The sequence below is a fragment of the Prosthecobacter sp. genome (assembly GCF_020439865.1).
Lineage (GTDB): Bacteria > Verrucomicrobiota > Verrucomicrobiia > Verrucomicrobiales > Verrucomicrobiaceae > Prosthecobacter.
In genome coordinates this window covers 15,875-30,706 of record NZ_JAGRPF010000044.1, presented here as the reverse complement: position 1 = coordinate 30,706, position 14,832 = coordinate 15,875, and the positions used below count along the sequence as shown (strand labels likewise).

Genomic DNA, 14,832 nt, shown 5'->3' with positions numbered 1-14,832 from the left:
GCCGATGTGAAGACGCTGGTCACCGAGCTGTTCGCTGCGGATACGCCTGAACGCAGAGCAGCCTGCTTTCACGATGGTGAGAAACTTCGTGCGGAGATCGAGGCGCAGTTTGCAGGAGAGGAGAAGCCCGAACTGCGTCTGCTCTCACGCGTTCCGGGCATGCCTTCGCTCCTGCCGGGCGGACGGTCCATGATTCTCTTCAAGCTGGTGACATCGGGTTGTCCGCTGGGAGCGCTGGTGCGCCTCGAATCAGGGAGCGATGGCAAACGCCGCATTTATGGACCATTGCTGCTGGAAACCCACACGGGCAAATTGCCAGCCTTCGTCAAGCAGCCGACGGATGATGCCGCGTGGTTTTATGTGGGGCTGCGCCCCAGCCATGGGCTGGATATTCCAGCGGAACTGCGACCCAAGTATCTCACCTTTGATCTGCAGGTCTCCGGCGGCGGCGATCCTCATTTCGTCGCCTGCGTCGAACGTGACACGCCGCTGGGTCGCTTCATGGATCGCGAAACCGAATGGGGGAAGGCCTATCTGGCGAGACTCCTCCTGCGCAAACTCGACATTCAGGGCGACGCACCATGTCTGCTGGTGATCGATTGTGAAGGTGCACAAGAGGGTGGAGAGGGAAGGTAAGGGGAATGATGGGTTGAGGGCTATGAGTTCAGTGTGCTCATAACATCCAACCCATGCCCCCCCCGACGCCGACCTCATCATGCCGGCGGCTCGCCGGAGCGTTTTTCGTCCTCGCGGGCCAGTTCTTCGAGCGTCATCTCCTTGGTCGGTAGATCGGCAGGGTCCTCATCCGGCATCTGGGAGCTTTGATCCTCGCCATGATCTTCCTCTTCAGCAGGTTGTTCGACTTCGGGTGGCGGGGCGGAAGGTTTGGCTTCGGGGACTTTGTAGTCCTCGTCCTTCTCTTCGTCGTCGTCGCCAGATGACCACGGATTGTAGTTTTCGTTGTCCCAGTCATCGTTGGCGGACTCGGCCAGTTCCTTCTCGTCCTTGTCGATGTCGGCGTAGTACTCGGGATAGGCTGCACGGTCCTTTTTCTCCATGGCATAGGCCAGCCAGACGCAGATGCCGTAGAGCACATAGAGCGGCCCGGACATCAGCATCAGCGTGAACACATCCGGCGTTGGCGTAATGATGGCCGCGAACAGGGTAATTGCCACGATGGCGTGACGCCAGGTGGACTTCATGATCTTGTAGTTCAGGAAGTCGAGCTTCACGAGGGCCATGACGATCACGGGCAGCTCGAAGGAGATGCCGAATACAAGGATGAAACGCGTGGTGAAGGTGATGTACTCATTCAGAGCCCACATCTGCTTCGCTCCGACGGATTGGGCAAATTCGGCGAAGAACTGCAGTGCCTTCGGCAGAACCACCCAGTAGGCGAAGGTCGCGCCTGAGAGGAACAGGCCGGTGCCGATGGCGATGGCGGGGAAGATGAGCTTTTTCTCATTCGGCTTCAGTCCTGGCAGGATGAACTGGAGCAGGAAGATGAGAAGCAGAGGGAAGGAAATGATGACCGCCGCGATGAGCGACACGTTCACGGCCATCATGAAGGGGCCGGCGACGTCGATGTTCACGAGGAACGAGCGCCCCTCCTCGATGTCTTTGACAAAGCCGGCTCTCACCAAGGGGTAGAGGATGGCGGCAAACAGCTCCTGATAGAAAACGAAGGTGGCAATGGTGGAGATGATCAGTGTCATCACCATGCGCACGATCATGGTGCGCAGATCCTCGAGGTGTTCGAGAAACGGTTTTTCCTCATCGCCTTTGCCGCCGAGATTGAGGGCGACTTTTTCGCGAACTTTGAAGACTTTTTGAAGGAGACCGGACCACATGGGAGTGAGAGGGGAAGGGGGTTGCGGATGCAGAGGACTACGGCAGTCCTTGGGCCGCGATCCGCGCGTAGAGAGCCAGCGTCAGGGCGTTGGTGATCGCATTGGCAGCAATCATCCCACGCAGTTCTCCCGCGCTGACAAACCGCACGTCGCTGATGTGCTCGCTTCCATCCGGTTCCGGACGGCTGACGACACACACGGGCTTCGCCGTGAAAAGATAAACGATCTCGTCGGTGAAACCTTGCGAGGGAAAGTACCAGCCCAGCGGCTCGAGTCTTCCGTGTTCATTGTCCAGAGCGCAGCCGCATTCTTCGCGGAGTTCGTTCAGCGCCGTGTGAATGATGGACTCACGTGTCACCGCCGTGTCGATCTGCCCCGCCGGGAATTCCCACATCGTCTGCATCACAGGCAGACGCTCCTGATGGACCATGACGAAACGCCCGTCCTCCAGCATCGGTGCGATGGCCACGGCGGCTTTTCGCTGCACCACCATCCAGGGCACGTCGTCGCGGCGGTTCGGCGTGGTGTAATGCGCACGCTCGACACTCACATGCGGGTTCTCAAAAGCCATTTCGCTGCGTGTTTTGCACCAGCCTGCTTCGGCTCCGGGTGTGTAGAGGTCGAAATCCGGGATCTGCATGCCTGTTACGCGTTCAAAGCGGCACGCCAGCGTGCGAGCTGTGCTTTCACATTCTGCGGCGAAGGGGCGCCGATGCCCTTCCGCGCGATCATGGCGGTTTCGAGGTTCAAGCAGGCCGTCACATCGGCTTCAAAGGCCGGAGAGAAGCGTTGAAACTCCTCCAGCTTCATCTCACCAAACCCGCGCTTCTGCTCGATCGAGTAGGCGACGAGTTTGCCGATGACTTCATGTGCCTGACGGAAAGGCACACCATGATTCACAAGGTAGTCGGCCAGATCGGTCGCCAGCAGCATCGGATCGCTCGCCGCGGCGGTTGTTTTGGCACGGTTCACGTCCATGCCGCTGATCATTTCGGTGAAAACTTCCAGCGCGAGGCCCAGCGTGTCGATGGAGTCAAACAGCGGCTCCTTGTCCTCCTGCAAATCGCGATTGTAGGTCATCGGCAGACCTTTGATGAGCGTGAGGATGCTCATTAAGTTGCCGATCAAACGCGCTGACTTGCCGCGCGTGAGTTCCGCCACGTCGGGATTTTTCTTCTGCGGCATCAACGACGATCCCGTCGTATGCGCGTCGCTCAAGGTCACGAATCCAAACTCCGCGCTGGCCCACAGAATCACATCTTCGCTCAGGCGGGAAAGATGAACACCGATCAACGAGATCGCGAACAGCAGTTCGGCGATGAAGTCGCGATCGCTGACCGCATCCATGGAATTCTGCGTCACGCCGTCGAAGCCAAGCTGCTGCGCCACGAATTCCCGGTCGAGAATGATCGTACTGCCCGCGAGGGCGCCGGATCCCAGTGGCAGCACATTGACGCGCTTGCGGCAGTCGGTCAGGCGCGCGGCGTCGCGATCCAGCATCTCCACGTAGGCCAGCAGATGATGGGCGAATAACACGGGCTGTCCGCGCTGCAGGTGCGTGTAGCCCGGCATCACGACGTCCCCGCCGCGTTCCGCGCATTCGATCAGCGCTGCTTGCATGGCCCGGGTGAGTTTGACCAGCACGTCGATGCAGGCCCGGCTGTAAAGCCGCACATCCGTGGCCACCTGGTCGTTCCGGCTGCGTGCCGTGTGCAGTTTGGCGCCCGCCGGCCCGATGCGCTTCGTGAGCTCGGACTCGATGTTCATGTGGACGTCCTCCAGCGACTCCTTGAACTCAAACTGGCCCTTCTCGATCTCGTGGCGGATTTCCAGCAGGCCTGTTTCGATCTTCTGCTGCTCGTCGGCCGTCAGAATGCCAGCTTTCAGCAGGCCCTTCGAATGCGCGATGGAGCCGGCGATGTCATGGGCGAACAGCCGCCAGTCAAATGACACGGATTCTCCATAGCGCTGGACGAGAGCGCTGGTTTCCTGAGCAAAACGGCCTTTCCACATAAATTTCGAGGGCGCGCAGACTAGCGGCTTTCAGAACCGGCGCAACCACTGTGGCAAAGGCCGGGACGGCACCCTCAGCGGGGCGTTCGGCGCAAAATCCGCCCAAAGTCCGCATTTGCCAGAATCGCGGTTCTTGTTAATCTCTTCGCATAGTTTGCGACAGAGTCTCAATTGCAGAACCGTTTTCCTATCATGTCCGCCGCCACATTAGCTGAACTCCCCGTTGGCTCTGATGCCATCGTTCAGGCCATGCCCACAGGCCGTTCCTGCCTCACGCGCCTGCGTGAGATGGGCATCGTGCCTGGCACCCGCGTCCGGGTGACCCGTCGTGCGCCCTTGGGAGAGCCCATCGAGATCTGCGTGCGCGGTTCCCACCTCTCCATGCGCAACCACGAAGCGGCTTTCATCGCGATCCGTTCCGCCGTTGGCGCATGAGTACCTCCGCCCCTGACACGCCACTGATCGCCATCGTGGGAAACCCGAACTCGGGGAAGACCACGCTCTTCAACCTGCTCACAGGATTGAAGCAGAAGGTGGCAAACTATCCGGGGGTCACCGTCGAAAAGAAGATCGGCGAGTGTTACAGCCAGCACGGCAAAAAGCTGAGGCTGATTGATCTGCCGGGAGCCTACAGTCTGAACGCCCGTTCGCCGGATGAAGCAGTGCTGCGCGATGTATTGCTGGGTCGCCGTCCCGAAACGCCGCGCCCGGATCGTGTCGTGTGCGTGATCGATTCCGCCAATCTCGAACGGAATCTCTACATGGTCAGCCAGGTGCTTGAACTGGGGCTGCCGACCATTTTGGTGCTGAACATGATCGATGTGGCGGCTCAGCGTGAGTGGCACATCGATGCGAAGAGGCTGTCGGAGGAGCTTGGTGTGCCGGTGGTGCAAACCAATGCGGTTACCGGAGCGGGCCTGATCGAACTCAAACTGACGCTCAGTCGAGAAGATCTCGCCGCGCCGCAGTGGGAGAATGCAGCGCTGCCGGAAGGAGTGCGTGCCGCACTGGAACACAGCCGCGACGAACTGCGTCAGACGGGTGCCATTCACACGCGCTCGAGTCTGCTGGAGCCGCTGTACCTGCTGTCTGATCACGATCCGACGCACTACGGCATCGCCGATTCTCAAATGGCCCGCATCCATGAACTGCGAGGTCGCATGGAAGCTGATTTTCCGGGGTGGGAGGATGCGCTTGTCGCAGAACGCTACCGTCGCATTGAGGAGCTCTGTGCGAAGGTTTTGAAACGACCGGATCAGGAAATCGAAACGATCACCACCAAGCTCGACCGCATCTTGCTGCATCCGGTGCTGGGGTTCGTGAACTTGCTGCTGGTCCTGGGACTGCTGTTCTTCCTCATCTTCAAGGTGGCCGAGGGGCCGATGGGCTGGATTGAAACAGGCTTTGGCGCCTTGGGTTCCTGGGTGGAAGGGCTGATGTCCCCGGGTGATTTTCGTGATCTGATCGTGAACGGAGTGGTTCCCGGCGTGGGTGGAGTGGTCATCTTCCTGCCGCAGATTTTGATCCTGTTTTTCTTCATCGGCATCATGGAGGACACCGGCTACATGTCGCGTCTTGCCTTCATCATGGACTGGGCCATGAGCAAGGTGGGGCTCAATGGGAAATCGTTTCTTCCTTTCCTGAGTTCGTACGCCTGCGCCATTCCCGGCGTCATGGCCGCACGAACGATCGACAGTCCGAAGGACCGCCTTATCACCATTCTCATTGCGCCGCTGGCCTCGTGCTCTGCGCGACTGCCGGTGTATTCGCTGCTCATCGGCGTGCTGTTTCCGGCAGGCAGGGTCAGCGCCTGGGTGCAGGCCGGCATCATGCTCGGGCTGTATGCACTGGGCACCTTTGGGGCGTTCTTTTTTGCGTGGGTGTTCAACAAGTGCGTCATGAAGGGCTCCGCCAGCCCCATGATTCTGGAAATGCCGGCCTACAAGATGCCCGCGATTCGCAGCATCCTTCTGCATGTGTGGCAGCGCGCACGCATGTTCCTCGTCCGTGCCGGAACCATCATCCTCGGCATCTCCATTCTCATCTGGGCCGCTTCCACTTATCCCAAAACTCAGGGCGACACCAGTGCGCAGCAGATGGAGCACAGTTTCGCCGGTCGTGCGGGCAAGTTCATCGAACCTGCCATCGCTCCTCTCGGCTACGACTGGAAGATCGGCATCGGCCTTATCGGCAGTTTCGCCGCGCGCGAGGTTTTTAATTCCACGATGGGCGTCGTTTATGCGGTGGAAAGCGAGGACGACGACAATCTGGCTCCGCTGCGCGACAAGCTGGCCGGCGAACGGCGGCCGGGTGGGGGGCTGGTTTACACTCCGCTGGTCTGCATCAGCCTGCTGGTGTTTTACGTCTTCGCCATGCAGTGCGTCAGCACCGTGGCCATTGTGAGACGCGAGACGGGCAGTTGGAAATGGGCGCTTTTTCAGCTCGGATACATGACGGGAACGGCGTATCTATTAAGCCTGCTCATCTTCCAGATCGGCAGCGCATTGGGATTCTAACCTCCGACACACACCATGAACGAAGACTGGCAGTCCATCGCCGCCGTCGCGGTTATCATCGTCACCGTTGTGCTGTTCGCCATACGTGCGGTGAAACGTCGGAAGAAACCCGGCTGTGGCGGTGGTTGCGGCTGCGGGAAATGAGGCGCAAGGTAAGGTGTCGCCATGCTCACCCTTGACCTATGCACCTTCGATCCGGGCGTCGCCGCCAAGTCTCCGTCGGCGTTTGCCGCATCGGTGGTGGAGTGTGTGGAGACTTCTTGGGACGAAGGGGCGGACCTCGTCTTGTTGCCGGAGTTCACCTGGATGGGCTTGGAACCGCTGGTGGAGCCTCCGTCACTCAGGCGAGTGGCCGAGGTGTTCTGGCAGGAACTGCTGCCGACGCTGCGCTCGCTGCTGATGCGGCCTGGGAAGGCGGTTGTTCTGGGGACGGTGCCGTTTTGGGATGCTGAGGCGGGCGTGCTGCGAAATCGCGCGCCGATTCTCGTGGAGGACCGGGTGCTGCATCAGGACAAGCTGCATCTTACGCCTTGGGAGTCTGATTTTTCGCCAGGCACGGAACTACGGATCTGGGAGTTTGCCGGACTGCGCTTTGCAGTGGTGATCTGCCTGGACATCGAGATTCCAGAGATTAGCACCCGCCTGCGTGGGCAAGGCGTCGATGTGCTGCTGGTGCCAAGCGCGACGGAGACGGTGCTGGGTGTCGAGCGTGTGGATCGATGTGCCTCGGCCCGTGCGGTGGAACTGGGATGCGTGGTCGGCGTGTCTCATCTGACAGGCAAGGCCGCGTCCGCACTAATCGACGAAAACGTAGGGAGGACGGCTGTTTATTATCCGTCACAGGCGGCGTTTCGTGATGCTCCCCGATGGATGGAAGGCGAGGTTTTCGATTCCGAAATCCACAAGCAGCGTGTCGTGCTGGATCCCAAGAATCTTCAGGTCATGCGTCGGATGCCGACCGAAACGAATCCTTCCTTGTTAAAGGACCTGCCTTTGTTCGATGTCCTGAGCGACTGAACTGGCCTGCTCAGGCCTTTTTCGACTTCATGGAAGTCTGCCCAGCCACTTCGGCATCTGCTGCCGGCTGTGTGGTTGCTGCCGACTCTTCCTTGGGGGCTCGGTCAAACAGGCCTCGTCTTGCTTTGACCGCGTTTTCTTCCGCCCTCTTCTTCTCGCCTTCAGTCGGCACGAGCCTCGCGATTTCGATGGGCTGGGCTGTGTCCGCTCCGGGAGCGGCGGAAGCCGGGGTTCCTGTCTCGCTGTCAGTCTTTGCCGCAGGCTTGTCAGGTTCGCTCGGTGGGAGATGATCCTTGGTGATGACCACCTTGGCACCAATGTTGACCGAATTGAAGAGATCGACCACGTCCTTCATTCCCATGCGTACACAGCCGTAGCTGGCGGGGGAGCCGAGGCGGTTCTCTTCGGGGGTTCCGTGGATGTAAATGTAGCGGTTGAAGGCGTTTTTGTTGCTGGTCTCCATGCCACGCAGCCAGAGGATGCGCGAAACGATGGGATCGCGACCCGGGGCGTTTGGTTTGAGAACCTCACCATTCCAGCGGCGACTCTTCAAGACGGCTCCAGCGGGAAGTCCCTGGCCGATTTTGGCGATGATCTCGTGCTTGCCTAAGGGAGTCCGGTTGCTGCCCTTTTGGTCGCCAAGACCAAACTTGGAGGTGGAAATGACGTATTGCTTGGTCAGCTTGCCTTCCGTGCTGTATATCCCAAGCTTTTGATCCTTGACGCTGACCACCACATCCCCCTTGGGAGTGGAGGTGCATTGGCTTAAAACTCCTGCCAGCAGCACACCAGCGGATGCCTTGGCTAGGCAGACAGCTAAACGGGAGTTTTTAGAAGTCCGGTTAAAAAACGGCATTGGTCAGAAGAATGATACAATCTAAGAGGTTCGCAACTCTGAATTATTATTGTTATGAACGTCAGCAGCCAGACACGTATTTCGCAAGACTCGTGCCACTCGGACGATTGATACTTGCCCAACCGGGCTGCCTGCCATCTCCTCCTGCTTTTCACCCATAAACCGCATGGACGAACCTCCTCTCATCATCCGCCCGTACCAAGACAAGGACCTTTCACAGTTGCGGCGGATTACCGTGGAGTCTTTCGGCAGCGTCGCTCTGGAGCAGATGCTGGAGCATAAATTTGGCCTTTGGAATGACCGCGACTGGAAGGTCCGCAAGGCGAGCCACATCGACGATGATGTCGCCCTGGGTTCGGAGGGCTGTTTTGTCGCGGAACGCGGGGAGGAACTTCTCGGCTACATCACCACGCGTCTCGACCGCGTGAACGAGCGGGGACGCATCCCCAACATCGCCGTGGTGGAGAGCGCCCGTGGCCTCGGCCTCGGACGGCGTCTGATCCAGCATGCGCTCACCTACATGCGCGAAGAGGGTATGAAGCTCGCTCAGATCGAGACGATGGCCTCCAATGCCATCGGGCAGCACCTTTACCCGAGCTGCGGTTTCGAGGAAGTGGCCCGCCAGGTGCATTACGCGATGAAGCTTTGACTCTGCCCGTTGGGCGTCTGTGGGTTTGCATTGTCTGCCAAACTGGCCGATAGACCGCGCCTCCTACCTCCTGAAACGACTGTGACCACCCCCCGCCGCTCCGAACATCCCCCGAAAAAAGCCTCCCTGCTCAGTCGCCTGAAAGCCGGGATCAAACGTGTCATTGGTGGAGGAAAGAAGAAAGAGCCGTCCAAGGGGCATGCCAAAGATCATTCAAAAGACCACTCGAAGGATAACCACCACCCTGCCACGATCCATGCGCACAAACGTCCGCATGACGAAAAACCGCGTGAGCATGCACCGCGTGGAGAGGGGCGCCCGCCCCGTGAACGTGGTGAGCGTCCGGAGCGTGATGGTCGCCGTGGTCCGCCGCGTGGTCGTGGGCGGGGCGATGACAAACGCCCACCTCGTGGGCCTCGCGAAGACAAGCCCGTGCGTGAAAATCACGCCCCGGTGCCGCCTCCGCCGCCTCCGCCTGTTCCAGAGGGTCCCTATCCGGCGGCATTTGAAGTTCTTGGCCTCTCGCCTGCCGTGCTGGCCGCGGTTCGTGAGACCGGCTACGAAAAGCCTACGACCATTCAGGAGAAGTCCATCCCGATCATTCTCACCGGCAAGGACGTCGTCGGTGCCTCGCAGACAGGCACCGGTAAAACCGCCGCGTTCGCGCTGCCCACGCTCACAAGAATGGGAGCCCCCGGCAAATTCCGCGTACTCGTCCTCGAACCCGTGCGCGAACTCGCCGCACAGGTCGTCGAGCAGTTTGAAAAATACGGCAAGCACACCGGCCTCCGCGTCCTGCTGGTCCACGGTGGTGTCGGTTATGAGAAGCAGCGCAAAGGCCTGCAGCAGGGCGTCGATATCGTGGTGGCCACCCCGGGGCGTCTGCTCGACTTCATGCAGGAAGGCGTTGCCGACCTGCGCGATGTGGAAGTTCTGATTCTCGACGAAGTGGATCGCATGCTCGACATGGGGTTCCTGCCCGACGTCCGGCGCATCGTTGAAAAGACGCCGCCTGAACGTCAGACGCTGTTCTTCTCGGCCACCATGCCGCCGCAGATCAAGAGCCTCGCCGACTTCGCGCTCAAGGATCCTGAAAGCGTCGAAGTGGGCATCCGCTTCTCCGCCGCCGAGACGGTCAGCCATTACATGTACCCGGTTGCCAGCGATCAGCGCATGGAGCTCCTGCTCGCCATCCTGAAGCAGACCCATTTCGAGAGCGTCATGATTTTCACCCGCACGAAGGTGCAGGCCGACCAGATCTACTCCGCCCTCAACCAGCTCAATGAATACAAAGTGGCGGTCATGCACTCCGACATTGGTCAGCGAGATCGCGAGCGTGCCCTGCAGGGCTTCCGCAATGGCGAGTACGAAATCATCGTCGCCACCGATCTCGCCGCCCGCGGTCTGGATGTCAGCGGTGTCACGCACGTCATCAACTACATGGTGCCGGAGCATTCCGAGGACTACGTCCACCGCATCGGCCGCACCGGCCGCGCGCAGAAGGAAGGGGATGCCTTCACGCTGTTCGCCGCGGACGAGCTCATGAACGTCGCCTCCATCGAGCGGCTCATCAGTCAGAAGATTGAGCGCCGGAAGCTCGAAGGCTTCAACTACAAGTACACCACCGCCCTCGACGACGAAGACCGCGCCCGTGCAATCCTGACCGGTCGCAAAAAGAAAAAGCGCCGGTAAACGGCCTGCTGGTCCTCGTGGCTGTGCCCACCACCATTTTCCACCATGGTAGCCCGCACTTATTCAGCCACGCTCGTCGGCGTAAACGCCGTCGAGGTGGAAGTCGAGTCCCATGATGGCGGCGGCAATCCGCGCATGCTCATCGTGGGTCTGCCGGACGCTTCGGTGAAGGAAAGTCGTGAGCGTGTGACGGCCGCGATCAACAGCAGCGGTTTCATCATGAACGATGGCGTTACCACGGTGAACCTCGCTCCTGCTGATTTGAAAAAGGAGGGCCCGGGCTTTGATCTTCCCATCGCCATCTCGCTGATCGCCCATCGCTCGCGCATTCCCATTCCCGTCCTCAGCGAAACCGCCATGATCGGCGAACTCGCCCTCAACGGCGAACTTCGTCCCGTGCGCGGTCTGCTCGCCATCGCGCTCGAAGCGCGCGCCCGTGGTCGCAAACGTCTGCTCGTTCCCAAACGTGCGGCGGCGGAGGCCAGTGTCGTTGCCGGGATCGACATCATCGGCGTCGCCAATCTGCGCGAGGCCGTCGATTACCTGAAGAGCGATGTTGAGATCCTGCCAGAACCCTGCCGCGCCACCGAGTTCTTCGCCGCCGCCTCGAACTACGACATCGACTTCAGCGACGTGAAAGGGCAGGGCGATGCGAAGCGCGCCATCGAGGTCGCGGTCGCCGGCGGTCACAACATTCTTATGATCGGCCCGCCCGGCACCGGCAAATCGATGATCGCCAAGCGCATCGCCACCATCATGCCCGGCATGAGCGAGGAGGAGGCCATCGAAACGACCAAGATTCACAGCGCCGCCGGACTGCTCGGCGAGCACAGCGCCTTCGTCGCCACGCGTCCGTTCCGTGCGCCGCATCACACGATCAGCGATGCTGGACTGCTCGGAGGCGGCACCAATCCCGGTCCGGGCGAGGTCTCGCTGGCGCACAATGGAGTGCTCTTTCTCGATGAGCTTCCTGAATTCCGCCGCAGTACGCTCGAGGTCCTGCGCCAGCCGCTGGAGGACGGCAAGGTCACCATCTCACGCGCTGCGGGAACCGTCACGTTTCCCGCGCAGTTCATGCTCGTTGCAGCGATGAATCCCTGCCCCTGCGGTTACTACGGTGATCTCAAACGCGAGTGCCGCTGTGGCCCGCCGGTCATCCAGCGTTACCGTCAGCGCATCAGCGGTCCGCTTCTTGATCGCATCGATCTTCATGTGGAGGTCCCGCTGGTGGATTACAAGGCCCTCGCCTCACAGAGCGGCGGCGAGGCTTCTGAGCCCGTCCGCAAACGCGTTGAAACCGCTCGCCTCATGCAGCAGGAGCGCTTCGCGGCACACCCGGGCGTTCACACCAACAGCAGCATGACGCCGCGCCTCATCAAAAAACATTGTGAGCTCGACGCAGAAGCCGCCGGCTGCCTCGAACATGCCATGGGCGAGATGAACTTCAGCGCCCGCGCCCATGACCGCATCCTCAAGGTCGCCCGCACCCTGGCTGATCTCGGCGCCTGCGACAGGATCACCGCTGACCATGTTCTCGAGGCAATTGGCTATCGCACGTTGGATCGGAAAATGTGGATGTGATCAGGAAGTGATAAATCGGTCAATGGTGCCGGTCGGCTCTGCAGTGTCGAGGCGGTAAATGCGTTGCCACTTTCGGGGCAGCCTCCTTTGCAAACGGAGCACTTGGCGCGAGGCGCGAGAAGACCAGGCGACATGTGTCGTGAATACACTTCCCAGCCAAGAAAAGCACAAACTTCGCCCCGGCTTAGGCCTTAACCTCTTGAGGCAACGGCTTGCCGATGCTGTACACCTTGAAGCCGATTTCACGGAGCTTCGCGTGATCCAGCAGACTGCGACCGTCAAAGATCCAGGCGGGTTTCACCATGGACTGATAGATTGCCTCAAAGTCGAGTTTGCGGAACTCATCCCACTCGGTGAGCACGAGCAGCGCATGCGCGTCCTTGGCGGCCTGCGCGGCGCTGTCGGCAAACTCCACGTTCGGATTGCTAGGTTCGATGGCGAGATCCTTGCAAATCTGTGCGGTGGTGACTTTGGGGTCGTAGATCGAGATGGAGGCGCGTTCTTCGAGCAGATCTCGGCACACGTAAATGGCGGCGGACTCGCGGGTGTCGTTGGTGTCCTTCTTGAAGGCGAAACCAAGCACGGCGATTCGTTTGCCGGTGACGGTGTTGAACAACGTGCGCAGGACACGCTCGGCGAAGCGGTGCTTCTGCCAGTCGTTCATGACAATGACCTGGTCCCAGTAGGCGGCGACTTCAGGCAGGCCGAAGTGTCCGCAGAGATAGACGAGGTTGAGCACGTCTTTTTGGAAGCAGGAACCGCCGAAACCCACCGAGGCCTTGAGGAACTTCGGTCCGATGCGTGAATCCGAGCCGATGGCACGTGCGACTTCATCGACGTCCGCACCGGTTTTTTCGCAGAGGGCGGAGATGCTGTTGATGGAGGAAATACGCTGGGCCAGGAAGGCATTGGCAACGAGTTTGGAAAGCTCGGAGGACCACAGATTCGTCGTGAGGATGCGCTCACGGGGAACCCAGTTGGCATAGACACTAACCAGCTTCTCCAATGCGGCCAGTCCGCCTTCGGTTTGTTCACCACCGATGAGGATGCGGTCAGGGTTGCTGAGATCGGCGACTGCGGTGCCTTCGGCGAGGAATTCGGGATTCGAGAGCACCTGATGCTTCAAGCCCTTCTCGCTTGAGGCAAGAATGGTCTGGATGGTCTCGGCCGTGCGCACGGGGATGGTACTCTTTTCGACGATGATTTTCGGTGATTCAGCCACTTCAGCGATGGTGCGTGCCACCGATTCGACGTAACGCAGGTCCGCAGCCTTGTGCGCGCCGACACCGAACGTTTTCGTCGGCGTGTTCACACTGACGAAGATGATTTCCGCGTCGTGGATGCATTCTTTAACGGCGGTGGAGAAGAACAGGTTCCGCCCGCGCGCCTGACGCACCAGACCGTCGAGGCCCGGTTCATAGACAGGAAGGTGGTCGGAATTCCATGCCGCGATGCGTTCGGCATTGAGGTCAACGACGTCGACACGGATGTGCGGGCACTTGGCGGCGATCATCGCCATGGTGGGTCCGCCGACATAGCCGGCGCCGATGCAGCAAATTCTCATGTTGGGAAAAATCAGTTAAGAGTCTGGGGGCGCACGGGCTTTTTCATCGTCCTAGGTTGATGCGCGGCCGGACTTTTGAGCAGTTGGGAGAAATATGCAATCGTGTGATCGAGTCCTTCGGACAAAGGCACCTTGGGCTCCCAGCCGAGACGGTTTTTGGCCAGTGTGATGTCCGGTTGACGCTGACGTGGATCGTCTGGAGGAAGGGGGCGGAAAGTGATCTTGGACTTGCCGCCGGTTTTTTTCAGAACCAGTTCGGCGAGTTCCAGCATGGTGAACTCGCCAGGATTGCCGAGATTGACGGGGCCGGTGAAGTCGTCCGTCTCCATGAATTTCATGAAGCCGTTGATCAGGTCGTCGACATAGCAGAAACTTCGGGTCTGGCTTCCATCGCCGTAGATCGTGAGGTCTTCGCCACGAAGGGCCTGGACGATGAAGTTGGAGACGACGCGGCCGTCGTCTGGGAGCATGCGCGGTCCGTAGGTGTTAAAGATGCGCACGACTCGGATGTCCACGCCGTTCTGACGATGGTAGTCAAAGAACAGGGTTTCAGCGACACGCTTGCCCTCGTCATAGCAGGAGCGGACGCCGATGGTGTTCACGTGGCCCCAGTAGCTTTCGGGCTGAGGATGAACCTCGGGGTCACCGTAGATTTCCGATGTGGACGCCTGGAAGACGCGCGCGTGAACGCGTCGGGCAAGTCCCAGAACATTGATGGCGCCCATGACGGAAGTCTTGATCGTCTTGATGGCGTTGTATTGATAATGGGGAGGCGAGGCCGGGCAGGCGAGATTGTAAATCTGGTCGACTTCGACGGTGATCGGTTCTGTGATGTCGTGCCTGATGAACTCGAAGTTTGGCTGGCTCATCAGGTGGGCGATGTTCTGTTTGCGACCCGTGAAGAGGTTGTCCAGGCAGATGACCTCGTTGCCCTGATTGAGCAGTTGCTCGCAGAGGTGTGAGCCGAGGAATCCCGCCCCGCCGGTGATGAGTATGCGCTTTTTCATTGCTTGTGATGACTGTGTACGTGAATTCACGGCTTCTTCGGTGCTTTTGTCCATCCAGACCATGGCTAATTTGTTTTATATTTGATG

The 14,832-nt window shown here is 59.7% G+C and carries 14 protein-coding genes; 8 read left to right on the top strand and 6 right to left on the bottom strand.

The features are described 5' to 3' along the window. On the top strand, window positions 1-636 hold a 636-nt coding region (locus KDL09_RS04395; protein ID WP_294381855.1), incomplete at its 5' end, for a hypothetical protein. A gap of 77 nt (window positions 637-713) precedes the next feature. Here the strand turns inward: KDL09_RS04395 and tatC are convergent. The 3 genes from tatC to argH are packed head-to-tail and all read right to left on the bottom strand — an operon-like array spanning window position 714 to window position 3,863. Then, window positions 714-1,850, bottom strand: a complete 1,137-nt coding sequence (gene tatC / locus KDL09_RS04390) for a twin-arginine translocase subunit TatC (protein WP_294381853.1) — start codon at window positions 1,848-1,850, stop codon at window positions 714-716. A gap of 37 nt (window positions 1,851-1,887) precedes the next feature. Next, the gene (locus KDL09_RS04385; RefSeq protein ID WP_294381850.1) at window positions 1,888-2,490 is read right to left on the bottom strand and encodes an NUDIX hydrolase; all 603 of its coding nucleotides are present in this window, start codon (window positions 2,488-2,490) and stop codon (window positions 1,888-1,890) included. Window positions 2,491-2,495: 5 nt separating this feature from the next. Beyond that, entirely contained in the window at window positions 2,496-3,863 is a 1,368-nt protein-coding gene (gene argH, locus KDL09_RS04380) for an argininosuccinate lyase (protein WP_294381848.1), read from the bottom strand. A 192-nt stretch (window positions 3,864-4,055) separates the two neighbouring features. On the opposite strand from argH, the gene KDL09_RS04375 reads away from it, so the two are divergent. From KDL09_RS04375 to KDL09_RS04360, 4 genes are read left to right on the top strand one after another with little or no spacing between them, the layout of a single operon-like run. Continuing rightward, entirely contained in the window at window positions 4,056-4,298 is a 243-nt protein-coding gene (locus KDL09_RS04375; RefSeq protein ID WP_294381845.1) for a FeoA family protein, read from the top strand. Then, on the top strand, window positions 4,295-6,379 hold the full coding sequence (gene feoB / locus KDL09_RS04370) for a ferrous iron transport protein B (protein ID WP_294381842.1): 2,085 nt from the start codon (window positions 4,295-4,297) through the stop codon (window positions 6,377-6,379). The genes KDL09_RS04375 and feoB overlap by 4 nt, the downstream gene beginning before the upstream one ends. A gap of 15 nt (window positions 6,380-6,394) precedes the next feature. Further along, a complete protein-coding gene (locus KDL09_RS04365) occupies window positions 6,395-6,523 on the top strand; it encodes a FeoB-associated Cys-rich membrane protein (protein WP_294381839.1) in 129 nt (42 codons plus the stop codon). A 21-nt stretch (window positions 6,524-6,544) separates the two neighbouring features. Beyond that, entirely contained in the window at window positions 6,545-7,396 is an 852-nt protein-coding gene (locus KDL09_RS04360; protein WP_294381834.1) for a nitrilase-related carbon-nitrogen hydrolase, read from the top strand. 10 nt (window positions 7,397-7,406) lie between these two features. Here the strand turns inward: KDL09_RS04360 and KDL09_RS04355 are convergent, their stop codons facing one another. Beyond that, entirely contained in the window at window positions 7,407-8,132 is a 726-nt protein-coding gene (locus tag KDL09_RS04355; protein WP_294381832.1) for a L,D-transpeptidase family protein, read from the bottom strand. Between the two features lie 286 nt (window positions 8,133-8,418). Between KDL09_RS04355 and KDL09_RS04350 the strand changes: the two genes are divergently transcribed. From KDL09_RS04350 to KDL09_RS04340, 3 genes are all read left to right on the top strand, one after another. Continuing rightward, window positions 8,419-8,901: a GNAT family N-acetyltransferase gene (locus KDL09_RS04350; protein WP_294381830.1), complete on the top strand. Its 483-nt coding sequence runs from the start codon at window positions 8,419-8,421 to the stop codon at window positions 8,899-8,901. A gap of 432 nt (window positions 8,902-9,333) precedes the next feature. After that, window positions 9,334-10,593, top strand: coding sequence for a DEAD/DEAH box helicase (locus KDL09_RS04345; protein WP_294381827.1), 1,260 nt, complete (start codon window positions 9,334-9,336; stop codon window positions 10,591-10,593). Window positions 10,594-10,638: 45 nt separating this feature from the next. Continuing rightward, window positions 10,639-12,174 (top strand): YifB family Mg chelatase-like AAA ATPase, encoded by a 1,536-nt coding sequence (locus KDL09_RS04340; protein ID WP_294381825.1) that lies wholly within the window; start codon window positions 10,639-10,641, stop codon window positions 12,172-12,174. Window positions 12,175-12,358: 184 nt separating this feature from the next. Here KDL09_RS04340 and KDL09_RS04335 read toward each other — a convergent pair whose 3' ends face one another. Continuing rightward, window positions 12,359-13,738 (bottom strand): UDP-glucose 6-dehydrogenase, encoded by a 1,380-nt coding sequence (locus tag KDL09_RS04335; protein WP_294381822.1) that lies wholly within the window; start codon window positions 13,736-13,738, stop codon window positions 12,359-12,361. A gap of 11 nt (window positions 13,739-13,749) precedes the next feature. After that, a complete protein-coding gene (locus KDL09_RS04330; RefSeq protein ID WP_294381819.1) occupies window positions 13,750-14,745 on the bottom strand; it encodes a UDP-glucuronic acid decarboxylase family protein in 996 nt (331 codons plus the stop codon). Between the last annotated feature and the right edge of the window lie 87 nt (window positions 14,746-14,832).